The sequence below is a fragment of the Actinokineospora sp. NPDC004072 genome, from assembly GCF_053604195.1.
Genome location: NZ_JBSGHB010000003.1, coordinates 336,451 through 362,698, shown reverse-complemented (window position 1 = coordinate 362,698; position 26,248 = coordinate 336,451). Strand labels below are relative to the sequence as shown.

The following is a 26,248-nucleotide window of genomic DNA, read 5'->3' as shown; positions in this document are numbered from 1 at the left end:
GTGGACCTCGCGCTGATCTGGTTCGTCGTCATCGCCCTGCTGTGGCTGGGCTACCTGTTCCTGGAGGGCTTCGACTTCGGCGTCGGCATGCTGCTGCCGGTGCTCGGCCGCGACGACACCGACCGCCGCGTCATGATCAACACCATCGGCCCGGTGTGGGACGGCAACGAGGTGTGGATCATCGTCGCGGTCGGGGCGACCTTCGCCGCCTTCCCCGACTGGTACGCCTCCCTGCTCAGCACGGCCTACCTGCCGCTGCTGCTGGTGCTGCTGGGCCTGATCGGCCGCGGCGTCGCCTTCGAGTACCGCGGCAAGGTCGACTCCGAGCGCTGGCGGCGCACCTGGGACCGGGTGATCGTGCTGGGCTCGTGGGTGCCCGCCCTGGGCGTGGGCCTGGTGCTGACCACGACGTTCCTCGGGCTGCCGCTGGACGAGGGCGGCCAGCGGGTCGGCTCGCCGTTCGCGGCGTTCACCCCGGCGTCGGTGCTGGGCGCGTTCGCCATCGCGGGCTTCGCCCTCGTGCACGGCGCGGTCTTCACCGCCCTGAAGACCGACGGGCCGATCCGCCACCGCGCCCGCGCCCTGGCCCTGCGCATGGGCCCGCTCGCCCTGCTGCCGCTGGCCGGGCTGCTGGTCATCGTGCAGTGGGAGTCGGGCGAGCTGTGGACGTGGGTCGCGGTCGCCCTGGCGTTCGCGGCCGCGGCGGTGGCCTTCGCCCGGCTGCGCGTCGGCCGCGAGGGCCAAGCGTTCGCCGCCTTGGGCGCGGTGATCGCGCTGTCGGTCATCGCCCTCTTCGGCGCGCTGCACCCGGACGTGCTGCCGTCCACTTTGAACCCGGCGTGGTCGCTGACCATCGAGGGCGCGTCGTCGAGCCCGTACACCCTGGAGGTCATGAGCTGGGTCGCCCTCTTCGGCACCCCCGCCGTCCTGGCCTACCAGGGCTGGACCTACTGGGTCTTCCGCCGCCGCGTCACCGCCGCCCACATCCCGCCGGTCCACGTCCCGTGACCGCGACCAACCCCGCGAACTCGCCCCGGGCAACTGTCCATCCCGCCGATCGACCCCGGGGCAGGGGTCCGCTCGGCGCGCTGCCGGAGCTGTCTCCGTCGGCGCGCCGGGCGCTGATCCTCGGCGGCGTCCTCGCGGTGCTGACCGCGGGCGCCCTGGTGGTGCAGGCGTGGGCGCTGGCGACGGTGCTCGCCGATGTCGTGGCGGGCGCGGGGGCGCCCGTCGGCTGGCTGGTCGTGGTCGCCGTCGCGGTGGTGGTCCGGGCGCTGCTCGGGTGGGCCACCCGGGTCGTCGCGGCGCGGGCGGCGGCGGGGGCGAAGGCGGAATTGCGGGCGGTCCTGCTGGACCGGGCGCTGGGCGGCGGTCCGGAGTGGATCGGGCGGCGGGGCGCGGCCGAGCTGACGGCGCTGGCGACCCGCGGGCTGGACGCGCTGGACGCCTACTTCGGCACCTTCCTGCCCGCCCTGGTGACCGCCGTGGCGACCCCGCTGGGCGTCGGCGCGGTGATCCTCTTCGTCGACTGGCCCTCCGCGGTCGTGGTCGCGCTGACCGTGCCGCTGATCCCGCTGTTCGCCATCCTCATCGGCAAGCACACCGCGGACAAGGTCGGGGCGTCGGCGGAGGTGTCCGAGCGGCTGTCGGGGCGGCTGCTTGAGCTGGTGCGGGCGCTGCCGGTGCTGGCGGCGTTCGGCCGGGACCGGGCCCAGCAGCGCACGGTCCGGGAGGTCTCCGACGCCCACCGCCGCACCACCGTCGGCGTGCTGCGGGTGGCGTTCTCCTCGGCGCTGGCGCTGGAGCTGGTGGCGACGCTGTCGGTGGCGCTGGTCGCGGTGGTCATCGGCCTGCGGCTGGTGTCGGGGGAGCTGACCCTGCTGGTGGGCCTGTTCGTGCTGATCGTCGCGCCGGAGTGCTACCTGCCGCTGCGCGCCGCCGGGGCCGCCTACCACGCCTCCGAGGACGGCCTGGAGGCCGTGCGCCGGGTGGCTGCCCTCCCGCCGCCGCCCGCGCCGGGCACGGTGGCGGTGACCGGGTTCGACGTCGTGCGGGTCGAGGACGTGGGCGTGCGGCGGCGCGGCGGGCACGCCCCCGACGGGATCTCCCTCGAGCTGCGGCCCGGCTCGGTGGTCCGGCTCGACTCGCCCAGCGGCAGCGGCAAGTCCACGCTGTTCGCCGTCCTGCTGGGCTTCCTCGCGCCCGACCGCGGCCGCGTGCTGGTCGACGGGGTGCCGCTGGCCGAGGTCGACATGTCGACCTGGCGGCGGCTGGTGGCCTGGGTGCCGCAGCGGCCGGTGTTCGCCGCGGCCACCGTCGCCGAGGAGGTCGGCCCGCTGCCGCGCGGCGAGCTGCTCGCCGCGGCCCGGTCGGTGGCCGCCGAGCACCTGCTCGACCGGCGGGTGGAGGGCCTCTCGGCGGGCGAGCGGCAGCGGGTGGCGGTGCTGCGGGCGCTGGTCCGCCGCGACGTGCGGCTGCTGCTGCTCGACGAGCCGACCGCCCACCTCGACCCCGCGACCGCGGCGCTGGTGCTGCGCGCGGTGTCCCGGCTGGCCGCGCGCGGGGTGGCCGTGTGCATCGCGTCGCACGCCTCGGTGGTCGGCGACGGCGCGGTGCCCGCCGCACCTGCCGTGGCCGAGGTGGCCGAGGCGCCCGCCGCGCCCGGCAGGCTGCGGGAGCTGCTGGGCGGCCGGACGCTGGGCGGGGCGCTGCTCGGCGCGGTGGCGCTGGCCTGCGGGGTCGCGCTGACGGCGCTGTCGGCCTGGCTGATCGCCCGGGCGTCGCAGCAGCCCGCGCTGCTGGTGCTGTCGGTGGCGATCGTCGGCGTGCGCACCTTCGGCCTGGCCCGCGCCGGGCTGCGCTACCTGGAGCGCCTGGTCAGCCACGACGCCGCCTTCCGCGAGGCCACCCGGCTGCGCGAGCGGCTGTGGGCGGCCCTGGTCCGCCGCGGCCCCGCCCGGGCGCTGCGCGCCGGGGAGGGCCTGCGGCGGCTCGCCGACGACGTGGAGACCGTGCGCGACCTGACGCCCCGCGTGCTGGCCCCGCCGGTCGTCGCCCTGGGCGTCGCGCTGGCCGCGGTGGCCGTGCAGACCGCGCTGCTCCCGCCCGCGGGGCTGGTGCTGGCCTGCGCCCTGCTGGTGGCCTGCCTCGCCGCGCCGCTGCTCACCCTCGCCGCCGAACGCCGCGCGAGCGCGGCGCTGGCCGAGGGCGCGCGCACCCTGGCCGACCGGGTGCTCGCCCTGCTGGCGGGCGCCGCCGACCTGGTCGCCTTCGGCCGCGACACCGGCCGCCGGGCCGAGCTGGCCCGGCTGGACGCCGAGCTGACCGCCCGCGCCCGCCGCCAGGCGTTCGGCGCCGGGCTCGGCGAGGCCGTGATCACCCTGGCGCTCGGGCTGGCCGCGGTGCTGTCGACCGCCTTGGCCGCGGGCCGCATCGATCCGGTCCTGGCGCCGATCGTCGCCCTGGTCCCGCTGGCCGTCGCCGAAGCCGTGCTCCCGCTGACCACCGCGATGACCCACCTGCGGCCCCTGCGCGCCGCCTACGGGCGGGTGACCGGGCTGCGGGCGGACGCGGGCGAGCAACTCCCGGAACCCCAGGTGTGCACGGGTGTGCGGTTGGTCGCCCCACAGCTGCGGTGGCCGGACGCGGCCGCGCCCGCGCTGCGCGAGGTGGACCTGCGGATCGCGCCCGGCACGCACGTCGCGGTCGTGGGCCCGTCCGGCTCCGGCAAGTCGACCCTGCTCGCCGCGATCCTCGGCTTCCTGCCCGCGCCCGTGCTGGCCCGCCCGGCCGCGGTCGCCTGGGCGCCGCAGGACCCGATGCTGGTGTCGACCACCGTCCGGGAGAACCTGCGCCTGGCCGACCCGCACGCCGACGACGCCCGCATCGCCGACGCCCTGGCCCAAGCGGGCCTGCCCGGCTTCGACCTCGACGCGCCTGCCACCGCGGTGTCCGGCGGCGAGGCCCAGCGGCTGGCCATCGCCCGCGCCCTGCTGGCCGACGCCGAGGTCGTGCTGCTCGACGAGCCCACCGCCCACCTCGACGAGGCCACCGCCGACGCCGTCCTGGCCCGGCTGCGCGCGGCGCTGGCCGACCGCATCGTCGTCCACGTGACGCACCGGCCCGCCGAGGCCGCCGCAGCGGACGCGGTGATCGAGGTGGCCGACGGGCGCGCGCGGATGCTGAGCCGGGTCTGATGGCGCTGTGGCGGGGATCTCGGCCGCAGCCGTCGGAGCGCGCCGGGCAGGCGGGGGAGGCCTAGCCTTGGTCCTCACCATGGACCCCACGCTGGCAGCCCGCACCCTCACCGCGTCCACCGAGATCGCCACCGCGGCGCTGGCGGGCGACGACCCCGACGCCGTCCTCGGCCTGGTCGTGCGCAGCGCCGCCGCGCTGGCCGAGGCCGACCTCGGCCTGGTCATGGCCCTGGCCGACGACGGCAGCGTCACCGTCGAGGCCGCGCACGGCGCGCTGAACCCGGTCGGCCTGGTCCTCTCGGCGCGCTCGTCGGCGGCCCGGGTCGCCCGCGGCGGGGTCACCATCACCGCCGACGACGTGACCACCGACCCGCGGACCGCCCCCTACGTCCCGCGCGAGCTCCAGGTCTACGGCCCGTTCGCCGCGGTGCCCTTCGGCACCCGCGAGCGGCGGCTCGGCGCGCTGACGGTCTACCGCAAGCGCGGCGCCCACCCGTTCACGCCCGCGGGCATCGAGGTCCTCACCGCCTTCGCCGCCCAGGCCGGGCTGGTGCTGGTCCTGGCCGAGGGGGCCATCGCCCGCCGCCGGGTCGGGGTGTACGAGGAGCGCGAGCGCATCGCCCGCGACCTGCACGACGTCATCGTCCAGCGGCTCTACGCCGCGGGCATGCAGCTGGACCTGCTGACCCGCCGCCCGGCGCGCAAGCTGGCCAAGGCCGACGCCGCCCGGGTCGCCGAGGTGATCGACCAGCTCGACAGCGCCATCGCCGACGTCCGCGCGGTCGTGCGCACGCTGCGCAACCCCGACCCCGAGCAGCCCGCGGCCGACCTGGCCGAGTCCGCCGCCGCCGAGGTCGCCACCGCCCGCGAGCTGCTCGGCTTCGCCCCCTCGCTCGAGGTCGTCGGCGACGTCCGCGACCTGCCGACCGCGGTCGCCGACAACACCCGCGCCGCCCTGCGCGAGGCCCTGTCCAACGTCGTCCGCCACGCGGGCGCGCTGCGCGTCACCGTCCACCTGCGCCGCGACGCGGGCACGCTGCGGCTGACCGTCGCCGACGACGGCTGCGGCATCCCCGAAGGGGTCACCCGGCGCGGCCTGCGCAACATCAACGACCGGGCGGAGAAGCTGGGCGGCTCCTGCTCGGTCCGCTCGTCCCCGCGCAGCGGCACCGCGGTGACCTGGGAAGTCCCGCTGGGCTGACGGCTTCCCGCCCTACTTCTCCCGCCGGGCGAACCACGCGACCGCCTGGGTGCGCCGCTGCATGCCCAGCTTCGCCAGCACCGAGGTCACGTAGTTCTTCACCGTCTTCTCGGCCAGGAACAGCCGCTCGGCGATCTGCCGGTTCGACAGCCCCTCGCCCACCAGCTCCAGCACCTCGCGCTCGCGCTCGGTCATCGCCGACAGCTCGTCGGAGGCCGAGCGGCGCATGCGCTCCAGCACCCGGGCGGTGGTCACCGGGTCCAGCAGCGACCGCCCGGCGGCCACCTCGCGCACCGCGGTGATCAGGTCCTGCCCGCGGACCTGCTTGAGCAGGTAGCCCGCCGCCCCGGCCATGATCGCCTCGACCAGGGCGTTCTCGTCGTCGAACGCGGTGAGCACCAGGCACTGCGGCGCGGGCGACAGCGACCGCAGCGACCGGCACAGCGACACCCCGTCCCCGTCCGGCAGCCGCACGTCGACCACGGCCACGTCCGGCGGGTCCGCGCCCGCCCGCACCAGCGCCTCGGCGACCGACCCCGCCTGGGCGACGACCTCGATGTCCGGCTCCCCGTCGAGCAGGTCGCGCAGCCCGCGGCGCACGACCTCGTGGTCGTCGACGAGCAGCACCCGGATCACGCTCACAGCTTACGGAGCCGGACCCGGGTGATGCGGTGGTCCGGGCCCTTGCGCAGCACCAGCGTCGCCCGCGGCCGGGTGGGCAGGATGTTCGACAGCAGGTTCGGCTCGTTGATCCGCTTCCACAGCACCGACGCCTCGGCCCGCGCCTCGTCGTCGGACAGCGCCGCGTAGTGGTGGAAGTGCGACGACGGGTCGGCGAACGCCGTGGAGCGCAGCGCCAGGAACCGCTCGATGTACCAGCGCTCGATGTCCTCGGGGTGCGCGTCGACGTACACCGAGAAGTCGAACAGGTCCGACACCGCCAGCCGCGGCCCCGGCTGCAGGACGTTCAGCCCCTCCACGATGAGGATGTCCGGCTTGCGGACGACCTGCTCCTCGCCGGGCACGATGTCGTAGGCCAGGTGGGAGTACACCGGGGCGCGCACGTCGTCGGCCCCGGACTTGACCTCCGAGACGAACCGCAGCAGCGCCCGGCGGTCGTAGCTCTCCGGGAAGCCCTTGCGGCTCATCAGCCCGCGCCGGATCAGCTCGGCGCGCGGGTACAGGAAGCCGTCGGTGGTCACCAGGTCGACGTGCGGGTGGTCGGGCCAGCGGGCCAGCAGGGTGCGCAGCAGCCGCGCCGTGGTCGACTTGCCGACCGCGACGCTGCCCGCGATGCCGATGATGAACGGCACCTTCGCGCCGTCCTCGCCGAGGAAGGCCGTGGTGGTCTCGTACAGGTGCTGGCGGGCGGCCACCTGCAGCGAGATCAGCCGCGACAGCGGCAGGTAGACGTCCACCACCTCGGCCAGGTCCACCGGGTCGCCCAGGCCGCGCAGCCGGACCAGCTCGTCGAGGGTCAGCGGCAGCGGGGTGTTCTTGCGCAGCTCGCGCCATTGCTCGCGGCGGAGTTCGACGTACGGGCTCAGCTCGCGGACCCGTGCCATGTCCGACTCCTCGCGGCGGGGTTTGTGGGCCTACCGCGTCAACGTAAGCGCTCGGAGCGCGTTTGTGGTGTGACGGACTGCACCGATCGGGTGTGTTGCAGGCAACGTGGACATCACGTGCAGATGACCACTAAGCGCCGAAGACCTCGTCCCACGCGGCCGCCACCTGGCGGGCGCAGGTCTGCGGGGACACCCCGCCGACGCCGGTGCCCAGCCCGGGCATCGCCACCGTCCGCACGGCCCCGCGGATGGGCGCGCCGTCGTCGAACACCCCGTCCCGCCACAGCCGGAACACCGCCCGCGCGGCCAGGTAGGGGTGCACGGTGTCGGGCGGGAGCACCGTCGACGGCTCGCGCATCGTCGGCGCGCTGATCAGCCACCGGGGCGAGCGGGCGCCCGTCGGCACGATCAGCGCCTCGCCGACCGGCAGCTCGCCGCCGTGGTAGGCCAGCACCGCGCTGCGCACCGACTCCTCCACCCGCGGGAAGGCCCGGGCGTACACCGCGTCGATGCCCCCGCGCATCCAGCCGTAGGAGTTGGCGGGGGAGACCACGGCCTGGGCGTCGACGTCGAGCACCGAGCCGCGGTGCACCCGGACGCGGGGCCGTGCCGCCGACCGCCACGCATCGGCCAGGGGCCCGTCCACCGCGCACAGCACCAGTTCGAGCGGGTCGGCCCGCACGCGCGCCGTCCCGGTCTCCGAATCCGCGGTCACCGGACCAGCATGTCACCCCCCTCTGCGGCGCGGTAACCGCCATTCGGTAACCCGCAGCACAACCCCAGGTGTCCGGCTGCGCGCCCAGTAGGGTGGGCGGCGTGCCGCGCATCGCCTACTTCGGACCCCAGGGCACGTTCACCGAACAAGCCGCCCGCGCGTTCGACGGGCAGGCCGAGCTGGTGCCCCTGCCGACGATCCCGCAGGCCGTCGCCGCGGTCCGCGCGGGCGCGGCCGACCTGGCGTGCGTGCCGGTCGAGAACTCCGTGGAAGGCGCGGTCTCGGCCACGATGGACGCCCTCGCCGTCGACGAGCCGGTCGTGGCCGTCGCCGAGCACGTGCTGCCGATCCGCTTCTCCATCCTGGTGCGCCCCGGCACGACCGAGGTGCGCACCGTGGCCAGCCACCCGCACGCCCTGGCCCAGGTGCAGGGCTGGCTCGCGGCGAACCTGCCCGGGGCGACCCAGCTCGCCGCGACCTCCACCGCGGGCGCGGCCGTGGGCGTGGTCGAGGGCCAGTACGACGCCGCCGTCACCGCGCCGGTCGCCATCACCCACTACCCGCTGGCCGAGCTGGCCGCCGACGTCGCCGACGAGCGCGACGCGGTCACCCGGTTCCTGCTGCTCAGCAGGCCGACCACCGCCCCCGGGCCGACGGGGGCCGACCGCACCTCGGTGCTCGCCGTGGTCGCCCACCAGCCCGGGGAGCTGCAGAGCCTGCTCACCGAGCTGGCCATGCGCGGCATCAACCTCTCCCGCATCGAGTCCCGCCCGCTGCGCGGCCGCTTCGGGGAGTACCGCTTCTACCTGGACTTCGACGGCCACATCGCCGAGCACCGGGTCGGCGAGGCGCTGGCCGCCCTGCACCGGCGCAGCCAGCAGGTCCGCTTCCTCGGCTCCTACCCCAAGGCCGACGGCGTGCCCTCGCTGGCCCCCGCAGGCCACCGCGACGTCGACCACACCGCATCGGCCGCCTGGCTGGCCACCCTGCGCACCGGCGGCACCGGATGACCCGCCTGCTGCTGGTCCGCCACGGCGAGACCATCTCCAACGTCCACCACGTCCTCGACTCCGCCCCGCCCGGCCCGCCCCTGACCGACCTGGGCCGCCGCCAGGCCGAGGCGTTCGCCGAGTGCACCGGGGCCGAGCCGCTGACCGCCGTCTACGCCAGCACCGCCATCCGCGCCCAGCAGACCGCCACCCCGATGGCCGCCCGCCGCGGCCTGGCCGTCGACGTGCTGGCAGGCGTCCACGAGGTCCAGGTCGGGGACCTGGAGGGCCGCGCCGACCACGAAGCCCTGGCGGCCTTCGTGGAGGTCTACCGCGGCTGGACCGAAGGCGCGCTCCACTTGGCCATGCCCGGCGGCGACACCGGGCACGACGTGCTCGACCGCTTCATGGCCGACATCGCCACCCTCCGCACCACCCATCCCGACGAGACCATCGCCCTGGTGACGCACGGCGGGATCCTGCGCCTGGGCGCCGAGGCGCTGGCCGACAACGTGGGCCCCCAGCTCGCCAACGCGGGCCTGATCCCCAACACCGGCCACGTCCTCCTGGAGTCCCGCGGCACCGGCTGGCACTGTCTGGAGTGGACCGGGGTCCGCCTCTGACGTCCACAGCGGACAGTCATCCCGGCCCGCCCTTAAAGTTCGGGCGCTGCATTTAATCCGTTGGCATTCGCTGCGGACCATCAGCGCCCGACCATTCGCACGATCAGCGGATGAATCCATTGCCTTCAGCGGTCTGATGGCAGGGGAACCGGGTGGGGGTCCGATTCGCGGGAGCGCGCCAGGAAATGGGGCGCGGATTGTCGGGGGCTGGGGTTACCCTGCGCGGCATGTCATCGGTTGCGGTCCGCGCCGAGGGGCTGGTGAAGACCTTCGGGTCCACCCGCGCGCTCGACGGCGTCGACCTGGAAATTCCTACGGGGACCGTGCTGGGGTTGTTGGGTCCGAATGGCGCGGGCAAGACGACCACGGTGCGGATCCTCACCACATTGCTGCGAGCGGATGCCGGGAGGGCATTCGTCGCGGGGCACGACGTCGCCGCCGATCCGCAGGCGGTGCGGCGGTCCATCGGGTTGTCCGGCCAGTACGCGGCCGTCGACGAGAACCTGACCGGCACGGAGAACCTCTACATGGTCGGGCGGCTCTACGGCATGAGCCGGGCCGACGCCCGGGCCAGGGCGGCCGAGCTGGTCGCGCGGTTCCGGCTGGTCGACGCGGCCGACCGGCCCGCGCGCACGTACTCCGGCGGCATGCGCCGCAGGCTGGACCTGGCGGGGGCGCTGGTCGCCGCGCCGCAGGTCGTCGTGCTGGACGAGCCGACCACGGGGCTGGACCCGCGCGGGCGGATGGACACCTGGGAGGTGATCGGCGAGCTGGTCGCCGACGGCACGACCGTGCTGCTGACCACCCAGTACCTGGAGGAGGCCGACCAGCTGGCCGACCGCATCCTGGTCATCGACCGGGGCAAGGTCATCGCCGCGGGCACGGCCGACCAGCTCAAGGCAGGCGTCGGCGGGGAGCGGCTGGACATCGTGGTCGCCGACGCGGGGGAGCTGGCCGCCGCGGCGGCCGCGCTGGCCGCCGTCGGGGTCGGCGAGCCGGACGTCGACCAGCACCAGCGCAAGCTGTCGATCAAGGTCGACACCGGGCCGAAGGCGCTGGTGGAGGCGCTGCGCCTGCTCGACCGCGACAGCGTCAGCGTGCTCGACGTCGGCCTGCACCGGCCCACGCTCGACGACGTGTTCCTGGCGCTGACCGGCCACGCGGCCGAGGAGGCCGCCCCCGAGACCGGGGCGAAGAAGCGCCGCAAGAAGGGGGATTCCTGATGGCCGTGCTCACCGCTGGCGCCCGCGACAGCGGGGTCGTGGCCTGGCGCAACGTGATGAACGTGCGCCGCCAGCCCGACCTGCTGCTCGGCGCCACCCTGCAGCCGATCATGTTCGTGCTGCTGTTCGCCTACGTCTTCGGCGGCAGCATCGGCGGTGACCCCGACGCCTACCGCGAGTTCCTCATGGGCGGCATCTTCGCCCAGACGGTCGCGTTCAACTCCGCGTACACCACCCTGGGCATGGCCGCCGACCTGGACAAGGGCGTCATCGACCGGTTCCGCTCGCTGCCCATGTCGCGGGCGGCGGTGCTGCTCGGCCGCACCAGCGCCGACCTCGCGGTCTCGGCGCTCGGCCTGGTCGTGATGGCCGTCTGCGGGCTCATCGTGGGCTGGCGCATCCGGGGCAGCTTCCTCGACGCCGTGGCGGCGTTCGCGCTGCTGCTGCTGTTCTCCTTCGCCATGTCGTGGATCGGCGCGTGGGTGGGGATGGTCTCGGGGAACGTCCAGGTCGCGCAGAGCGCGGGCTTCATCTGGATGTTCCCGTTCGCCTTCATCTCCTCGGCGTTCGTCTCCGCGTCGAGCATGCCGGGCTTCCTGCGCACGATCGCCGAGTGGAACCCGGTGACCGCCGCGGCCGACGCCGCGCGCAGGCTCTTCGACAACCCGCGGCCGGGCATCCTGGGCACCTCCGACTCGTGGCCCGCCCAGCACTCGATCCTGTGGTCGCTGCTGTGCTCGCTGCTCATCCTGGCGATCTTCATGCCGCTGGCGGTCGGCAAGTACCGCAAGGTGGCCAGCAAGTAGGGGCTGGTCAGCTGACCGGCGCGCCGTTGAGGGAGTCCACCTCTTCGGCGTGCCGGTCCAGCGCGATCCAGACGAACCCGCCGAGCAGGATCTGCAGCGCCCCGGACACCCCGAACACCGCGCGGGTGCCCAGCCAGTCGGCCAGCAGGCCGCCGAGCAGCGCGCCGAGCGGGATGCCGCCCCACACCGCGGTCCGCCAGACCCCCAGCACCCGGCCGAACAGGTGCTCGGGCACCAGCGCCCCGCGCAGCGCGCCCAGGATGACGTTGATGACCACGACGGCGGCGGCGAACAGCCCGAACAGCAGGCTCGCCGAGATCGGGTCGCCGACGACCGACATCAGCCCGAACCCGAGCCCGCAGAACCCGGTGGCCGCGGTGAGCACGGTGCGGCGGGACAGCCGCTTGGTCAGCCGCGGCACCACCCACGCCCCCAGCAGCCCGCCCGCGCCGCCGACCAGGGCGAACACGCCGAAGGCGGCGGTGCTCAGGCCCAGGTCGTCCACCGCGTAGAGCACCAGCAGGGCCTGGGCCAGCTCCGAGGTGAGCGCCAGGGCCGCGCCGAAGGTGACCAGCTGCACCATCAGCGCGTTGCCGCGCAGCCAGCGCAGCCCCTCGGCCAGCTGCTGGCGCAGCGCGACCTGCTCGACCGGGGCCGCCTTGGGCCGGTACTTGCCGTGCAGCAGCACCAGCAGGACGGCGGCGATGGCGAAGCCCGCCGAGTTCAGCAGGAACGGCAGCGCGGCGAACACCGCGAAGGTGAGGCTGCCCAGCGGTCCGCCGAGGAAGGTCTGGCCGACGATCTCTACGCTCTGCAACTTGCCGTTTGCAGATTCCAGTCCGGCCCGGTCCACCACGGCCGGGATGAGCGCCTGGGCAGCACTGTCCGCAACCGTCTCCACGGTGCCCAGCGCGAGCGCGAAGGCGTACAGCAGCCAGATCGTGGCCTGGTCGGTCAGCACGACCACGGCGAGCCCGCCGACGATCAGCGCGCGGGCGGCGTTGGCGATCAGCATGGCCTTGCGCCGGTCGACCCGGTCGATCAGCACGCCGGTGAGCAGGGAGAACAGCAGCCAGGGCAGGAACGAGGTCGCGGAGAGCCCGGCGATGAGCACGGGGTCGCGGGTCACGCTGACCGCGAGCAGGGGGAAGGCGACCTTCCCGATCCCATCCCCCAGGTTGGACAAGGCGCTTGAGCCAAGCAGCCAAGCCAGCCGTCGATCCTTCGTCACCACACCGCCCTCATGAGCACGATCGGTAATCGTGCTTCCCCAGCACCCGCCATGTCCGCGACGTTACTGTCTGCACATAGGGGTCACCACCCCCGAACGGGCGGCAATTCTTCACACCCGCTCACGACCGGTGTGAATCGGGTCCGGATTTCAAGTGGCGCGCGGTTGATCATTCGCGCATCGTGGAATGGAAAAGTGGGAGGGCAACAACAGTCGCCGGAGGGTGATCATGCGCGGGCGGATGATCGGGCTGGTCGGGCTGCTGGCCGTCGTCGGGGCCTGCGGGAGCGCGCCGCGGGTCGAGGAGGCCGGATCGATCCCCTCCCTCGCCGAACCGCCCGCCTCCGCGACGAGCGAGCCCAGCGCCGTGCCGACCAGCCCCGCGGCCACCGCGTCGCAGGACCGGGCGCCCACCGACTGCCAGTCCACCGAGCTGTCGCTGTCCATCGAGGACGACTCGGCGGGCGCGGGCACCGTCTACCGCGAACTCGTCTTCACCAACACCGGCTCGCGCACCTGCACCATGCAGGGCTTCCCCGGGGTGTCCTATGTGGCGGGGGAGGACGGCCACCAGGTCGGCCCCGCCGCCTACCGCGAGGGCACCAAGGGCGGCCCGGTCTCGCTCAAGCCGGGCAGCGCGGCCGTCGCCCCCATCGGGCTGGTCAACGTCCGCAACTACGACGAGGCCGTGTGCAAGCCGACCGAGGTGCGCGGGCTGCGGGTGTACCCGCCGCAGGAGACCGAGGCGCTGTTCGTGGCGATGGACGGGCTCGGCTGCGCGGGCACCCCGCCGGGCAACCAGCTCGTCGTCAAGACGATCGTCCGGCCATGAGCCCGTTGCGCCACGCCCACGCGGCCACCTCGACCCGGTTGCGCGCCCCGATCTTGGCCTGAACCGCGGCCAGGTGGGTCTTGACCGTGGACAGCGACAGGAACAGCTCCGCGCCGATCTCGGTGTTGGTCAGCCCGCGCGCGGCGGCGACCACCACGTCGGTCTCCCGCTCGGTGAGGGCGGCGACCTGCGGGTCGCGGGCCTGCGGCGCGGCGAAGTGGCGCAGCAGGCGCACGGTGATCTGCGGGGAGACCAGCGCGTCGCCGCGGTCGGCCGCGCGCACCGCCTCCATCAGCAGGGCCGGGCCCGCGTCCTTGAGCAGGAAGCCGGACGCGCCGTTGGCCAGCGCGGTGTGGACGTACTCGTCGAGGTCGAAGGTGGTCACCACGACGACCTTGATCGGGTCGGCCACCTCCGGCCCGGCCAGCGCCCTGGTCACCGCCAGGCCGTCCATCCCGGGCATGCGGATGTCCAGCAGGCACACGTCCGGGCGCAGCTCGCGCGCCCTGGCCACGGCGCTGACCCCGTCCGGCACGTCGGCGACGACCTCGATGTCGTCCTGGGTCTCCAGGATCATCCGGAACCCGGCGCGGACCATCTCCTGGTCGTCGGCGATCAGCACCCGGATCACGGCTGGTCCTTTCGCAGCGGGAAGCGCGCGTCGACGGTCCACCCCGCCGCCTCGCCCGGGCCTGCGGTGAACGTGCCGCCGAGCAGTTCGACGCGCTCCCGCATCCCCACCAGACCGTAGCCGCCGGACCCGCCCGGCGGTCGCACCCGGGGCTCGGCCGCGTCGTCGCTGACCCGCACCCGCAGCTCGTCGTCGACCGGCTCGACGGTGACGACCACCCGCGTGGCGTCCTGGGCGTGCTTGCTGACGTTGGTCAGCGACTCCTGGACGATCCGCAGCACGGTCCGCCCGGCCTCCGGGGGCAGCCCGTCCGGCAGGGACAGCTCCATCCGCACCTCGGGGCCCGCGAAGTCCGCCGCGACGGCCCGCAGGTCGGCGGCGAGGTCGTCGGTCGCGGCGTCGGCCGCCCCGGCCTCGCCCGCCTGCGTCCCGCGCATGCTGCCGACCAGCATCCGCATGGCCGCCAGCGCCTCGGCGCCGCTGCGCTCGATCCTGGCCAGCGCCTCGGCGGTCCTGGCCGGGTCGGCGACGAGCTGGGCGGCCTGGGCCTGCACCACGATCCCGGTGACGTGGTGGGCGACCACGTCGTGCAGTTCCCTGGCCAGGGCCATGCGCTCGGCCTGCTGCGCGCCGGCCACCGCGACCCGGATCGACTGGTTGCGGGTCCGGTCGCGGGAGCCGAAGTACTGGCCGGTGGCGATCGAGAGCAGCAGCAGGAACGCGGCGATGAGCAGGTAGTCGCTGCCAGGCAGCCGGCGCGTCGCCGCCGACATGGCGATGATGGCCAGCACGTCGGCGCCCACCAGCGCGAGCACCCCGGCGGTCGCCCGCGCCCGGTCGCAGTAGCGCACGACGTAGGCGATCAGCGCCATCTGCGCGGCGACGACGCTCGCAGGCGGGCGCAGCCCGATCATCTGGTGCTCCAGCGCCAGCGCGATCGCGCCGATCAGGGTCGCCGCCAGCACGGTGATCGCGGCCGCGTTGACCGTCCAGCGCAGCGCGTCGCGCGGCCCGAGCACCGCGCACACCGCGATGGCGACCGCGGCCAGCAGCGGGATCGCCGCGTAGGGGCCGAGCCGGTCGATGTCGAGCGTGGCGCTGGTGTCGACCAGCAGGGCCAGCGCGAGGGCGGTGGCCAGCGGCCACTGCCCGCGCAGGAAGGTGCGCATCTGCGAGCCGCCGGTGCCCAGCCGCAGCGCGACGCCCGCGCCCACGGACAGCACCAGCCCCGCGGGGACGAAGTCGAAGTCGTAGAACAGGGCCGCGCGCAGGTAGGCCCCGGCCGCCGCCGCGCAGAGCAGGCCGAGCGTGCCCAGCACGGCGACCGCCCGCGGCGTGCGCCAGATGACGATGGCCACCAGCATCATCCCGGCCAGCGCCTCGGTCGCCGAGTACCCCAGCAGCCACGTGGACCCGCCGTAGCCCTCGCCGGTCACCCGCAGCAGCGCGGAGGTCACCAGCACCGCCCCCGCGCCTGCCAGTCCCCCGAGAACCGGCAGGCGCAGGGCGAGGAACACCGCGGCGACCAGCGGCAGCGGCACCAGCAGGGCGGGCCCCGGCCAGACCAGGCCGACGACCCCGACGTCGACCAGGTAGGCGGCGGCCAGCATCCCCGCCATCCAGCGGCGCGCGGTCGGCACGGTGTCCATGCCGCAGAACGCTAGAACGGCGCGCCGGTTCCCGCCTCAGCCGACCGGCGGCCGCGCATCGGCCGATCGGCCAGGGGTGGCCCGCCTGCGGGTGCCCGGACGGCCGAATAGCCCCACCCGCCCGGCCGATCCGCGGCGGGCGCCCACCGGGAGACGCTGTGAGCAGCGAAAACGACGACCCGGAGGTGTTGGTGATGGTGACTGCGGTGCTGGTGTGGATCGGCGTGGTGCTCGGCCTGGCCGTGCTGCTGACGATGGCGCTCGGCCCGGCGATCGTGCAGATCGACAGCAAGCTCTACGAGCGCAGGCAGCGGCGGGACGCCGGGGTGCGGACCCGGGGGTAGCGGGCCAGACTGGTGATCATGCGACGAGCCCTCGCGGCGCTGGCCGCGCTCGCCCTGGCCGGGTGCGCCTCGACCGGTCCGCCCGGCGCCCCGGTGTCGGTGCCGGAGGTCCCCACCCTGGTCCCGCCGAGCGGGTCGGTGCAGGCCCTTCCGGTGCCGGACGTGGTGGGCATGGAGCACCAGGCCGCCCAGGACGCCCTGCAGGCCGCGGGCTTCCACTACCTGACCGAGGAGGACGCCACCGGTCAGGGGAGACTGCTGGTGTCCGACCGCAACTGGGTCGTCGTCGCGCAGGACCCGCCCGCGGGCGCGGTGGTCCCGCAGTCGGACAAGATCCTGCTCCGCTCGAAGAAGAAGACGGACCCGTGACGATCGAAGACCTCACCGCCCGCCAGCGCGCCTTCGCCGACGCCCGCGGGTGGGGCGAGTGGCACCTGCCGAAGAACCTGGTGATGGCCCTGTCCGGCGAGGTCGGCGAGCTCACCGAGATCTTCCAGTGGCTCACCCCCGAGCAGGCCGCGGCCGCCTACGCCGACCCGGTGCTGCGCGCCCGCATCGACGACGAGCTGGCCGACGTGCTGCTCTACCTCGTCCGGCTGGCCGACGTGCTGGGCGCCGACCTGCTCGCCGCGGCCAACGCCAAGATCGACCGCAACGAGCACCGCTTCCCGGCGCCCGCCCCGCTGGCCGAGTGAGGCTCAGGCGGGCAGCGTCGCCGTCTTGCGGAGGCGGTTGAGCGCGCGGTGCTGGGCCACCCGGATGGCCTCGGCGGTGGTGTCGAGCACCTGGGCGGTCTCGTGCGCCGAGAGGCCCATGACGATGCGCATCTGCAGGATGTCGCGCTGGCGCGGGGTCAGCACGGCCAGCATCGTCGCGGTCTGGTCGGCCAGCTCCCGGCGCAGGGTCAGCTGCTCGGGGCCGTCGTCCTCGCTGACCACGTCCGGGGTGTCGGCGATCGGGTCGGACTTGTCCCGGGCGTTGGCCCGGTGCACGTCGGCGATCTTGTGGGCGGCGATGCCGTAGACGAACGACAGGAACGGCCTGCCCATGTGCTGGTAGGTCGGCAGCGCCCGGTAGACCGCGACGCACACCTCCTGCGCCACGTCGTCGGCGGTGCTGAACGAGCGGGGCAGGCGGCCGAGCTTGGCCCGGCAGTAGCGCAGGACCAGCGGGCGCAGGAACAGCAGCAGCGCCTCGATGGCGCGGGCGTCCCCGGTGCAGGCGGCGGCGACGTGCTCGTCCAGGCTGTCCCGGGAGACCCGGGGGAACGGGATCCGCGCGGGTTCCAGAGCCGTGCACGTCATGGGTTCCTCCTACGCCAGAAGGGTGACTTCACCCCTAACAGAGCGCGCAGGGCCGCACGAAATACCGACTGTCCGCGATTTGTGCCCGACGGGGCCCGACTTTCTCGTTCCGGAAGCGCCGGGCCACCGAGTGCTCACGCGGCGGAGTCCAATCGGTAGAGGTCGTGCTGGACCATCAGGGCGATCACCTTCGCGGCGTACTCCGGGTCGGTCGCGTACTTCTTGGCGACCTCGGTGATGAACCGGTCCGGGTCGGCGGCGTGCGGCAGGGCGGCCGCGTAGTGCTCGCTGGTGGTGATCAGCCGCCCGTAGTCGCGGAACGAGTCGGTCATCGATCCGTACACGCGGAACGTGGCGACGGTCGGCGCGCACTCGGGCTCGCACTCGGTGGTGGGGTGCTGGGCGCAGCCCACCGCGATCGGCCCGGGGCCCGCCGAGGTGCACTTGAAGCCGAAGTAGTTGAGGTGGTGCACGGCCAGCTTGCTGGCCCCCCAGCCCGACTCCAGGATCGACTGGGCCGCGGTCACCGAGGCCGGGATGCCGTACTCGGCGGCCACCGCCCGGGCCGCGGGGGCGGCCTGGGCGAGGTAGTCCGCGTCCGGGGCCATCGCCGCCGCGGCGGCCCTGACCTCCTCCTGGGCGGGCACCGCCTGCTCGGCGGCGGCGGGCTGGACCAGGGCGACCAGGAGCGCGCCGGTGACCCCGGCGGCAGCACACCAGCGCATGGCGGCACCTCCACTCGTCCAATCGAGCCTCGGCGCGCCGCCGGTGTCCCGCAACCGGGGTCACCCGGACGAGTTACACGGCCAGGTCGACCCAGACCAGCTTGTGGTCGGTCGCGGCGTTGAGCCGGTCCAGCGGGGTGCCCGGCAGCGGCCAGAACACCCCCGACCCGCGCGGGCGCAGGCCGCGCGAGGGCAGCACGTAGTCGGCGCGCAGGTTCCCGGGCGAGGTGTCGTTGAAGTCGCCGGTGTCGTGGCGCGGGTCGCCGCGGTGGGCGAGGTTGGCCCCGCCCTGCCGGGCCGCGGCCTCGACGCCGCCCTCCGACGACGGCCGCACGTCCTGCACGCGCGGGGCCTCCAGAAGCTGCTGGATGGCCCCCGGCACGCTGTCGCCGTCGACCTCGTCGGAGTTCTGGTCGCCCGCGACGACGAACCGCGCCCCCGGCGGGAGGCCGCCGCGGGTGCCGCGGTCGTCGTAGATGTAGCGGGACCGGGCGGGGTGCACGTAGTCGGCCCAGAACCGGATCTCGTCGTGGTTGCGCAGGCCGTTGCGGTCCTCGGGGCCGTCGAACACCGGCGGCGTCGGGTGCGAGACGAGCAGGTGCACGGTGTCGCGGCCGATGCGGACCGGCAGGTCCCAGTGCGACTTGGAGGACAGCCGGAACCGGGCCAGGACCTCGGGGGAGTACCAGTCGCCCGGCGCGGCGGTGGCCGGGTCGTCGGGCAGCAGCGCGCCCGGCATGTCCGCCCAGCGGAACCGCTGGAAGGTGCGGGCCGGGCCGATCGGGTGCCGGGAGAGCACGAGCATCCCGTACTGGCCGGGGAAGGCGCCGAACCCGAAGGCGTCGTCGGGGGTGCCGGTGCGCCCGTCCCGGTTGAGGTCGAACCCGCTGGGCACGCCGGTGTTCGACGGGGCGATGAAGGCGTAGGGGTAGTGGATCGGGGCCGCCCCGTTCTGGCCGCGCTCCAGGTAGTTCGCCCGGAACAGGTCCACGGCCGCGGGGGCGTGGTCGAACTCGTTGATCAGCAGCACGTCCGGGCGGGTGCGCTGGACGACCTCGGCGACCAGGCGGGCCTGCGGGTCGTCCGGGGTCGACAGGTCGGCGACCAGCGCACCGGCGGCCGAGCGGTTCAGCGAGGCGTTGTAGGTGGCGAAGCGGACCGGCTCGGGCCGGGCCTGGGCGGCGGGGGCGGCGACCGCGCCCGCGACGAGCGCGAGCAGCGGGGCCAGCAGGAGCGGCTTCACGGGCGACCTCCACGGTGGAGCCGCCACCTTGGCAGCCCCCGGCGACGGGCGGGTGATCGGGACGTGAAGCCTCAGGGGTCCACGCCGGTGCGGGCCACGCACAGGTCCCACAGCGCCGCGCGCTGCTCGGGCTTCTCCCTGGTCCACGGCGCCACGTGGGTCGGGCGGTCGCGCCGGTCGTGCCAGAACCGGCCGGTCGTCCTGCCGGGCTCGTCGGCGGCGGACAGCCACACGACGGTGTCCGCGCCCTGGTCGGGCGAGCGCAGCAGCGGGCCCATGATCCGGCCGAAGCCCGGCAGCGAGGCCGCGACGCCCGGGGTGGCGGCCCAGCCCGGGTGCATGCTGTGCACGACCACGCCGTCGCCGTCGAGGCGGGCTGCCCACTGCTCGGCCAGCACGACCTGCATGCGCTTGGTCCGCGCGTACGCCCGGGCCCCGGAGAAGCCGCCCTCGGCGTACTGCGGGTCGTCGACGCGCAGGCCCGCGGTGTACATCCCGCCGGAGGTGACGAAGATCACCCGGCCGCGGGCGGCGGCGAGCGCGGGCCGCAGCAGGGCGGTGAGCAGGAACGGCCCGAAGACGTGCGTGGCGACGGTGATCTCGTTGCCGTCGGCGGTCTCCCTGCGCTCCGGCGGCAGCGTGCCCGCGTTGTGCACGAGCACGTCGAGGCTGCCGTGGCGGGACAGGAAGTCCGCGGCGAAGGCCCGCACCGAGGTCAGGTCGGCGACGTCGCAGGTCTCGACCTCCAGGTGCGCCTCCGGCGCGGCGGCCAGGACCTCCGCCCGCGCGGCCGCGCCCTTGTCCCGGTCGCGCACCACCATGTGCACCGTCGCCCCGAGCCCGGCGAGCCCCGCGGTCGTGGCCCTGCCCAGCCCGGAGTTCGCGCCGGTCACCACCGCGGTGCAGCCCTCCAAGGCGCCCGGTGGCGGGTCGGCGGGCCAGAACCGGCTGCGCACCGAGTAGCCGATGCGGGTGTACCCGGGCACCACGGCCCGGTCGAGCGCGGTGTCGAGAACCCTCGTGCCCAGGCTCATGGGAGCACGCTAGCGGCCCCGGCCGCACCCCGCCGGATGCTCTTGACAAGCGGCGGGCGCCGCACGAGGCTAGTTCGTGTTACCGCTAGTAACAGGAGGTGGGTCGCGATGGCGCGAGCCCTGCAGCCGAAGGACGCCGACACCGTCGCGTCCCGACTTCTCGACGCATCCGCCCGCGGCAGCTACGACCCGCACATCGATATCGACTGGGGCGCCCCGCTGGTCGACGGCAAGGCGTACATGCCGCTGGAGCGGGTCTCCCTCTACGGCACCGACCTGTGGCGCGGGCTCTCCGACGAGCAGCGCATCGAGCTGTCCAAGCACGAGATCGCCAGTATCGCCAGCGTCGGGCTGTGGTTCGAGATCGTCCTCATGCAGCTGCTGGTCCGCTACGTCTACGACCTCGACCCGCGCTCCCCGCACGCCCAGTACGCGCTGACCGAGATCGGCGACGAGACCCGCCACTCGATCATGTTCGCCAAGGCCATCACCCGCTTCGGCGCCCCCGCCTACGGCCCGGTGAAGCTCATCCACACCGCGGGCAAGGCCTACGGCGCGCTCGCGGGCGGGCCGTCGATGTTCGGCGCGGTCCTGGTCGCCGAGGAGGCCACCGACCGGCTCCAGCGCGCGACGATGGACGACCCGGACATGCAGCCGCTCATCCGCATGGTCAACCGCATCCACGTCGTGGAGGAGGCCCGCCACGTCCGCTTCGCCCGCGAGGCGGTCCTGCGCGACGTCCCCAAGCTCAACCGCGCCCAGCTGGAGGCCCACCGCTGGCTGCTGGCCGCCACCGCCTACGGCGTGATGGACGCCTTGATCAACCCGCGCGTCTACCGCTGCGTCGGCATCTCGCCCGCCCGGGGCCGAGCCGCCGCGCTGGCCAACCCCCACCACCGCGAGACCCGCCGCTGGATGACCGAGAAGGTCATGGCCTTCCTCACCGACGCGGGACTGGTCGGCGGCCCGTCCAAGCGCCTGCTGCGCGCTGCTCACCTGCTGTAATCCGGTCGACCGGCATGCGTTGCGACACCTAGCCTTTCCGGTATGGCAGCGACCACGATCCCCGGCAAGCACGTCGACATCCGCCTGTGGACCCGACCCGAGTCGGTCGAAGACCAGGCGATGGCGCAGCTGCACAACATCGCCGCGCTGCCGTGGACCTTCAAGCACGTCGCGGTCATGCCGGACGTGCACTACGGCAAGGGCGCGACGGTGGGCTCGGTCATCGCCATGCGCGACGCCGTGTCCCCGGCCGCCGTCGGCGTGGACATCGGCTGCGGCATGACGGCGGTGCGCACCTCGCTGACCGCCGAGGACCTGCCCGCCAGCCTGGCCCCGCTGCGCTCGGCGATCGAGGCCGCGGTCCCGGTCGGCTTCGGCCTGCACCGCGAGGCCGCCTTCGACGGGCGCGACTTCGCCGACTGGGACCGGTTCTGGGCAGGCTTCGACGATCTGACCCAGCAGACCGGGCTCAACCGCGAGCGCGCGGTCAACCAGATGGGGACGCTGGGCGGCGGCAACCACTTCACCGAGGTCTGCCTGGACACCGAGGGGCAGGTCTGGGTGATGCTGCACTCCGGCTCCCGCGGCGTCGGGAACCTGCTGGCGCAGCACCACATCGAGGTGGCCAGGAAGCTGGCGCACAACGCCGAGCTGCCCGACCCGGACCTGGCGGTCTTCCTCGCGGGCACCGCGGAGATGGCGGCCTACCGCCACGACCTGTACTGGGCCCAGGACTACGCCCGCCGCAACCGCGCGGTCATGCTGCGCCTGGTGAGCGACGTCCTGCGCGCGCACTTCCCGGCCGTGCGCTTCGACGAGCCGATCTCGGTGCACCACAACTACGTCGCCGAGGAGGTGCACTTCGGCGAGGAGGTCCTGGTCACCCGCAAGGGCGCGATCCGGGCGGGCCGCGGCGACCTGGGCATCATCCCCGGCTCGATGGGCACCGGCTCCTACATCGTCCGCGGCCTGGGCAACCCGGACTCCTTCGAGTCCGCCTCCCACGGCGCGGGCCGCCGCATGTCGCGCAACAAGGCGCGCAAGCGCTTCACCGCCGACGACCTCGCCGCCCAGACCGCGGGCGTGGAGTGCCGCAAGGACTCCGGCGTGGTCGACGAGATCCCGGCGGCCTACAAGGACATCGACGAGGTCATCCGCGACCAGTCCGACCTCGTGGAGGTCGTGGCCAAGCTCAAGCAGGTGGTGTGCGTCAAGGGCTGAGGCCGGTCAGCCCCAGCCCAGCTCGTGCAGGCGGGCGTCGTCGACGCCGAAGTGGTGGGCGATCTCGTGGACCACGGTGATCGCCACCTCTTCGACCACATCCTCTTCGGACTCGCAGATGTCCAGGATCGCCTCGCGGTAGATGAAGATGCGGTCGGGCAGCTCGCCGCCGTACATCGTCGTGCGCTCGGTCAGGGCGATGCCGTGGTAGAGGCCCAGGAGGGTGGGCTCCTCCGGGTTGCGGTCCTCGACCAGGACCACCACGTTGCTCATGGCCGCGGCGAACGACTCCGGGATGAGGTCCAGCGCGTCGGCGACCAGTTCCTCGAAGCGGGCCCTGGTCATCTCCACCGGCATGTCAGCCGCTCGGCGTGGTCGTCGGAACCGCGGTGGTCGCGGTGGTCGTGGTCGGCTGCACGCCGCGGACGCTGCCGGTGACCGGGGCCAGGCCGGTGCCGTCCTTGAGCTTGGCCGCCACCTTGCAGTCGACCTTGCGCGAGCCCGCGACCCAGCTCTCCTCCTTGAGCGCGTCCGGGTAGGGGATCAGGCCCTTCTTCGCCAGGTCGATGCCGTTGGTGTACTCCTTCGTCACCGCCTCGCACAGCTCGATGGCCTTCTCGATCTGCTTCTCCTCCGACGGGTAGCCGTCGGGGAAGGCCGCCGACAGGTCGACGTTGCCGACGATCTCCACCGCGTGCGCCTCCGAGCACGGCACCGGGTCGCCGATGACCTGGCCGTCGAGGGCCAGGCAGGTGCCGGGCTCGTGGATGCCGGACTGGTCGGCGCCCGCGGCCGAGCCGGTGGCGGGCAGCACGGCCCCGGAGCGCGTCGCGGTCTGCGCGCCGCAGCGCAGCTTGCGGTCGCCGTCCTCCCACTGCGCGGCGCTCGGCTTGAGCGCGTTGACCTTGTACCGCCCGTGCGGGTCCAGCGTCCCGCCCAGGTACTCGGTGACGCTGGGTGTGCACTTCTCCACGGCCAGTTGCTGCCAGCGCTCCAGGTCCGGTGGCGGGGCGTCCTCGGAGAACTGCGCTGAGATGTCTATGTTCCCCGTCACCTCGAACAGGTGGGGCTCCGCGCAGTCGATGCGGCGCATGTCCGCGCCGTCGGGGGCCGTCCAGGTCAGGCAGGTGCCCGCGGGGGAGTCGAAGGCCAGGGCGCGCTCGTCCTCGGCGGTGGGCACGTCCGCGCGCACGGTCACCGGCCAGGAGAAGGCCATGCTCGTGCCCAGCACGAGGATCGCCCCCACGCAGGCGGCGATCATCATCAGCCTGTCGGCTGAGCGAAACCAGTCACCGGGTCCAGACATCTACTCCATGATGCCGTGTCCACCGGGGTGGAGCGGCCCGCGGGAGTGAATCGATCGCGCGCGAAGGTTGCGATCGGGCCAACCCTGCGACGTCGGTGCTGGTCTTTGACTAGTGTGCGCGCTTGGGAGTGGTTCATGACTGACAACGGCAAGCCCCCGCCCTACGAGGCCCCCGAGCCGGACGACGAGACGAGCGAGCGCAGAACCGGGTCCATCAGCTACCAGGAGCCCGGCGCCACGGCTCCCCGCAAGCCGAGCCTCGCCGAGCAGCGGGCCCGCCAGGAGGCCCGCCGCCGCGCCCGCGACGCCGAGTACGCCGCGGCCGCCGAGGCCGAGGAGCGGCGCCGGAAGCGCAAGCGCATCCTGATCGGCGCGGGCGTCACCGTCGGCGTCGTCGGGCTGGTGGCGGTCATCTACGCCGCGTCCCAGCCGGACGAGGTCACCGCCCACTGCGTCAACGCCGAGGGCGTCATCGTCGACGACGACTACTGCGACGACGGCTACGCCCGCAGCCACGGCGGCTACGTCAGCGGCGGGTTCATCTACATCGGCGGCACGTCCTACCGCTACAACTACGGCGGCACGGGGGCGGTCGGCCAGCGGGTGACCGGGGGCAGCTACGTCGCCCCGTCCAACGCCACGGTCAAGACCGGCCAGGGCAAGACGATCCAGCGCGGCGGTCTCGGCGTGGGCGGCAGCGGGAAGAGCGGGGGGAGCTGAGGTGCGCCGCGAACGCTCGCGGCCCCGTCCGGACTGGCGCGCCAAGGTCGAGTCGCAGGGCCTGGTCTTCGGCCTGCCCGCGCGCTACGGCGACGGCGGCGCCCGGCCGTACTGGGACGAGTCCGTCCACTACGTGTTCGACATGGACGAGATCCTGTCCATCGAGGCCGATGTGGAGCTGCTGCACTCGATGTGCCTGGAGGCCGTCGAGAACGTCGTCCTGCTGGAGCGCTACCGCGACTTCGGCATCCCGGAGTGGGCCTGGCCGCACATCGCCGAGTCGTGGAAGCGCCACGACCCGCACGTCTACGGCCGCTTCGACCTGCGCTACGACGCCACCGGCCCGGCCAAGCTGCTGGAGTACAACGCCGACACGCCGACCTCGCTGCTGGAGGCGGCGGTCGTGCAGTGGTTCTGGAAGACCGAGGTCTTCCCCGACGACGACCAGTGGAACTCCCTGCACGAGAAGCTGGTCGAGCGCTGGACGGAGGTGGGCGCGCAGCTGCCCTCCCGCGAGGTGCACTTCACCTGGTCGGGGGCCGACCCGACCGGCGAGGACCACATCACCACCGCGTACCTGCAGGAGACCGCGGCCGAGGCCGGGCTGGACACCATCGGCCTGGCCATCGAGGAGATCGGCTGGGACGCCGAGCTGGAGCGCTTCGTCGACCTGGCCGAGGCGCCGATGGCCACCGTCATGAAGCTCTACCCCTGGGAGTGGGCGGTCACCGACGAGTTCGGCCGCAAGGTCGTCGAGTCGCTGCCCACCACGCTGTGGGTCGAGCCGCTGTGGAAGATGCTGCTGTCGAACAAGGCGATCCTGGCGGTGCTGTGGGAGATGTACCCCGGCCACCCCAACCTGCTGCCCGCCTTCCTCGACCAGCCCGGCATCCTCACCGAGTACGTCCGCAAGCCCAAGCTCGGCCGCGAGGGCGCCAACGTGCAGATCGTCGCGCCCGGCTACGAGACGGCCACCGGCGGTGTCTACGGCGCGGAGGGCTTCGTGTACCAGGCGTTCGACCCGCTGCCGGAGTTCGACGGCTACCGGCCCGCCCTCGGCGCCTGGATCGTCGGCGACCACGCCGCGGGCCTGGGCATCCGGGAGACCGCGGGCCTGGTGACCGACGACGGCGCCGCCTTCGTCCCGCACCGAATCCCCGTTTGAGCATGGAGGACCACTTGACTGCCAACCTCGCCGCCACGACCGTGATGGCGCTGCCGGAGAACTTCGGCGCCGACCTGGCCCGCGGCATGGGCGCCATCGTGCTGTACGCCATCGTCGGCTTGGTCCTCATGCTGCTGGGCTTCTACGCGATCGACTTCACCACCCCCGGCAAGCTGTCCGAGCTGGTGCGGGCCGGGCGGCCGAACGCGGTCATCGTGACCTCGTCCGGCATGGTCAGCATGGCGCTGATCATCGTCGTGGCGATCTTCTTCTCGGCCAGCGACCTGACCGCGGGCCTGATCACCTCGGTGGTCTACGGCCTGCTCGGCATCATCGCCCAGGTGCTGGCCGTGCGGACGCTGGAGTGGGTGACCAAGCTCGACGTGGGCAGCACCATCGAGGACGAGCAGTTCGCCCCGGCCAGCGTCGTGGTCGCCGCGGTGCACATCGCGCTGGGCCTCATCGTGGCCGTCGCCATCTCGTAGCAGGCATCTCGTCGGACAGGTGTCAGCGCGGGCGG

General features: G+C 73.9%; 28 protein-coding genes. 16 read left to right on the top strand and 12 right to left on the bottom strand.

What is annotated here, in order from left to right:
- From cydB to ACWEPX_RS06550, 3 genes are all read left to right on the top strand, one after another.
- On the top strand, positions 1 to 1,008 hold the full coding sequence (cydB, locus tag ACWEPX_RS06560) for a cytochrome d ubiquinol oxidase subunit II (protein ID WP_451896070.1): 1,008 nt from the start codon (positions 1 to 3) through the stop codon (positions 1,006 to 1,008).
- Positions 1,005 to 4,196, top strand: a complete 3,192-nt coding sequence (gene cydD, locus ACWEPX_RS06555) for a thiol reductant ABC exporter subunit CydD (RefSeq protein WP_451896069.1) — start codon at positions 1,005 to 1,007, stop codon at positions 4,194 to 4,196. The genes cydB and cydD overlap by 4 nt, the downstream gene beginning before the upstream one ends.
- A 79-nt stretch (positions 4,197 to 4,275) precedes the next feature.
- Positions 4,276 to 5,397, top strand: a complete 1,122-nt coding sequence (locus ACWEPX_RS06550; RefSeq protein WP_451896068.1) for a GAF domain-containing sensor histidine kinase — start codon at positions 4,276 to 4,278, stop codon at positions 5,395 to 5,397.
- Positions 5,398 to 5,409: 12 nt separating this feature from the next.
- Here ACWEPX_RS06550 and ACWEPX_RS06545 read toward each other — a convergent pair whose 3' ends face one another.
- The 3 genes from ACWEPX_RS06545 to ACWEPX_RS06535 all read right to left on the bottom strand — a co-directional run bounded on the left by ACWEPX_RS06545 (position 5,410) and on the right by ACWEPX_RS06535 (position 7,677).
- Positions 5,410 to 6,030, bottom strand: coding sequence for a response regulator (locus tag ACWEPX_RS06545; RefSeq protein WP_451896179.1), 621 nt, complete (start codon positions 6,028 to 6,030; stop codon positions 5,410 to 5,412).
- Positions 6,031 to 6,035: 5 nt separating this feature from the next.
- Positions 6,036 to 6,962 carry a type I pantothenate kinase gene (gene coaA / locus ACWEPX_RS06540; RefSeq protein WP_451896067.1) on the bottom strand — a complete coding sequence of 309 codons (927 nt, stop codon included), beginning with the start codon at positions 6,960 to 6,962 and terminating at the stop codon, positions 6,036 to 6,038.
- Positions 6,963 to 7,092: 130 nt separating this feature from the next.
- Positions 7,093 to 7,677 carry a macro domain-containing protein gene (locus tag ACWEPX_RS06535; RefSeq protein WP_451896066.1) on the bottom strand — a complete coding sequence of 195 codons (585 nt, stop codon included), beginning with the start codon at positions 7,675 to 7,677 and terminating at the stop codon, positions 7,093 to 7,095.
- A gap of 101 nt (positions 7,678 to 7,778) precedes the next feature.
- Between ACWEPX_RS06535 and pheA the strand changes: the two genes are divergently transcribed.
- The 4 genes from pheA to ACWEPX_RS06515 all read left to right on the top strand — a co-directional run bounded on the left by pheA (position 7,779) and on the right by ACWEPX_RS06515 (position 11,318).
- Entirely contained in the window at positions 7,779 to 8,687 is a 909-nt protein-coding gene (pheA, locus tag ACWEPX_RS06530) for a prephenate dehydratase (RefSeq protein ID WP_451896065.1), read from the top strand.
- Positions 8,684 to 9,289, top strand: a complete 606-nt coding sequence (locus tag ACWEPX_RS06525; RefSeq protein WP_451896064.1) for a histidine phosphatase family protein — start codon at positions 8,684 to 8,686, stop codon at positions 9,287 to 9,289. Before pheA ends, ACWEPX_RS06525 begins: the two co-directional genes overlap by 4 nt.
- A gap of 227 nt (positions 9,290 to 9,516) precedes the next feature.
- Positions 9,517 to 10,512: an ATP-binding cassette domain-containing protein gene (locus ACWEPX_RS06520; RefSeq protein ID WP_451896063.1), complete on the top strand. Its 996-nt coding sequence runs from the start codon at positions 9,517 to 9,519 to the stop codon at positions 10,510 to 10,512.
- Entirely contained in the window at positions 10,512 to 11,318 is an 807-nt protein-coding gene (locus ACWEPX_RS06515; RefSeq protein WP_451896062.1) for an ABC transporter permease, read from the top strand. Before ACWEPX_RS06520 ends, ACWEPX_RS06515 begins: the two co-directional genes overlap by 1 nt.
- Positions 11,319 to 11,325: 7 nt before the next feature.
- Here ACWEPX_RS06515 and ACWEPX_RS06510 read toward each other — a convergent pair whose 3' ends face one another.
- The gene (locus ACWEPX_RS06510; RefSeq protein WP_451896061.1) at positions 11,326 to 12,549 is read right to left on the bottom strand and encodes an MFS transporter; all 1,224 of its coding nucleotides are present in this window, start codon (positions 12,547 to 12,549) and stop codon (positions 11,326 to 11,328) included.
- A gap of 229 nt (positions 12,550 to 12,778) precedes the next feature.
- Here ACWEPX_RS06510 and ACWEPX_RS06505 point away from each other — a divergent pair, with 229 nt between their 5' ends.
- On the top strand, positions 12,779 to 13,381 hold the full coding sequence (locus tag ACWEPX_RS06505; protein WP_451896060.1) for a DUF4232 domain-containing protein: 603 nt from the start codon (positions 12,779 to 12,781) through the stop codon (positions 13,379 to 13,381).
- Here ACWEPX_RS06505 and ACWEPX_RS06500 read toward each other — a convergent pair.
- A complete protein-coding gene (locus tag ACWEPX_RS06500; protein ID WP_451896059.1) occupies positions 13,359 to 14,012 on the bottom strand; it encodes a response regulator in 654 nt (217 codons plus the stop codon). The two genes, ACWEPX_RS06505 and ACWEPX_RS06500, sit on opposite strands and share 23 nt — an antisense overlap.
- The gene (locus ACWEPX_RS06495; protein WP_451896058.1) at positions 14,009 to 15,661 is read right to left on the bottom strand and encodes a sensor histidine kinase; all 1,653 of its coding nucleotides are present in this window, start codon (positions 15,659 to 15,661) and stop codon (positions 14,009 to 14,011) included. Before ACWEPX_RS06495 ends, ACWEPX_RS06500 begins: the two co-directional genes overlap by 4 nt.
- A gap of 158 nt (positions 15,662 to 15,819) precedes the next feature.
- Here ACWEPX_RS06495 and ACWEPX_RS06490 point away from each other — a divergent pair, with 158 nt between their 5' ends.
- Genes ACWEPX_RS06490 through ACWEPX_RS06480 form a run of 3 tightly spaced genes read left to right on the top strand, consistent with a single transcriptional unit; the run spans position 15,820 to position 16,700 of the window.
- On the top strand, positions 15,820 to 16,005 hold the full coding sequence (locus ACWEPX_RS06490; RefSeq protein WP_451896057.1) for a hypothetical protein: 186 nt from the start codon (positions 15,820 to 15,822) through the stop codon (positions 16,003 to 16,005).
- Positions 16,006 to 16,023: 18 nt separating this feature from the next.
- A complete protein-coding gene (locus ACWEPX_RS06485; RefSeq protein WP_451896056.1) occupies positions 16,024 to 16,374 on the top strand; it encodes a PASTA domain-containing protein in 351 nt (116 codons plus the stop codon).
- On the top strand, positions 16,371 to 16,700 hold the full coding sequence (locus ACWEPX_RS06480) for a nucleotide pyrophosphohydrolase (RefSeq protein WP_451896055.1): 330 nt from the start codon (positions 16,371 to 16,373) through the stop codon (positions 16,698 to 16,700). The genes ACWEPX_RS06485 and ACWEPX_RS06480 overlap by 4 nt, the downstream gene beginning before the upstream one ends.
- A gap of 3 nt (positions 16,701 to 16,703) precedes the next feature.
- Here the strand turns inward: ACWEPX_RS06480 and shbA are convergent, their stop codons facing one another.
- From shbA to ACWEPX_RS06460, 4 genes are all read right to left on the bottom strand, one after another.
- Positions 16,704 to 17,309 carry an RNA polymerase sigma factor ShbA gene (shbA, locus tag ACWEPX_RS06475; RefSeq protein ID WP_451896054.1) on the bottom strand — a complete coding sequence of 202 codons (606 nt, stop codon included), beginning with the start codon at positions 17,307 to 17,309 and terminating at the stop codon, positions 16,704 to 16,706.
- Between the two features lie 134 nt (positions 17,310 to 17,443).
- Positions 17,444 to 18,034, bottom strand: coding sequence for a glucosaminidase domain-containing protein (locus ACWEPX_RS06470; RefSeq protein ID WP_451896053.1), 591 nt, complete (start codon positions 18,032 to 18,034; stop codon positions 17,444 to 17,446).
- 73 nt (positions 18,035 to 18,107) lie between these two features.
- Entirely contained in the window at positions 18,108 to 19,277 is a 1,170-nt protein-coding gene (locus ACWEPX_RS06465) for an endonuclease/exonuclease/phosphatase family protein (RefSeq protein WP_451896052.1), read from the bottom strand.
- Positions 19,278 to 19,348: 71 nt separating this feature from the next.
- Complete coding sequence (locus ACWEPX_RS06460; protein WP_451896051.1) at positions 19,349 to 20,311, bottom strand: SDR family NAD(P)-dependent oxidoreductase; 963 nt, start codon at positions 20,309 to 20,311, stop codon at positions 19,349 to 19,351.
- A gap of 108 nt (positions 20,312 to 20,419) precedes the next feature.
- Between ACWEPX_RS06460 and ACWEPX_RS06455 the strand changes: the two genes are divergently transcribed.
- Complete coding sequence (locus ACWEPX_RS06455) at positions 20,420 to 21,316, top strand: AurF N-oxygenase family protein (protein WP_451896050.1); 897 nt, start codon at positions 20,420 to 20,422, stop codon at positions 21,314 to 21,316.
- A 42-nt stretch (positions 21,317 to 21,358) separates the two neighbouring features.
- Positions 21,359 to 22,537 (top strand): RtcB family protein, encoded by a 1,179-nt coding sequence (locus ACWEPX_RS06450; protein WP_451896049.1) that lies wholly within the window; start codon positions 21,359 to 21,361, stop codon positions 22,535 to 22,537.
- A 6-nt stretch (positions 22,538 to 22,543) separates the two neighbouring features.
- Here ACWEPX_RS06450 and ACWEPX_RS06445 read toward each other — a convergent pair whose 3' ends face one another.
- Together ACWEPX_RS06445 and ACWEPX_RS06440 are read right to left on the bottom strand one after the other, a co-directional pair.
- On the bottom strand, positions 22,544 to 22,894 hold the full coding sequence (locus ACWEPX_RS06445) for a metallopeptidase family protein (RefSeq protein WP_451896048.1): 351 nt from the start codon (positions 22,892 to 22,894) through the stop codon (positions 22,544 to 22,546).
- 1 nt (position 22,895) lies between these two features.
- Positions 22,896 to 23,843 (bottom strand): septum formation family protein, encoded by a 948-nt coding sequence (locus ACWEPX_RS06440; protein WP_451896047.1) that lies wholly within the window; start codon positions 23,841 to 23,843, stop codon positions 22,896 to 22,898.
- Positions 23,844 to 23,978: 135 nt separating this feature from the next.
- On the opposite strand from ACWEPX_RS06440, the gene ACWEPX_RS06435 reads away from it, so the two are divergent.
- From ACWEPX_RS06435 to ACWEPX_RS06425, 3 genes are read left to right on the top strand one after another with little or no spacing between them, the layout of a single operon-like run.
- Entirely contained in the window at positions 23,979 to 24,563 is a 585-nt protein-coding gene (locus tag ACWEPX_RS06435; RefSeq protein WP_451896046.1) for a hypothetical protein, read from the top strand.
- Position 24,564: 1 nt separating this feature from the next.
- A complete protein-coding gene (locus ACWEPX_RS06430; protein WP_451896045.1) occupies positions 24,565 to 25,728 on the top strand; it encodes a glutathionylspermidine synthase family protein in 1,164 nt (387 codons plus the stop codon).
- Between the two features lie 44 nt (positions 25,729 to 25,772).
- On the top strand, positions 25,773 to 26,213 hold the full coding sequence (locus tag ACWEPX_RS06425) for a DUF350 domain-containing protein (RefSeq protein ID WP_451896178.1): 441 nt from the start codon (positions 25,773 to 25,775) through the stop codon (positions 26,211 to 26,213).
- Positions 26,214 to 26,248 lie beyond the last annotated feature (35 nt).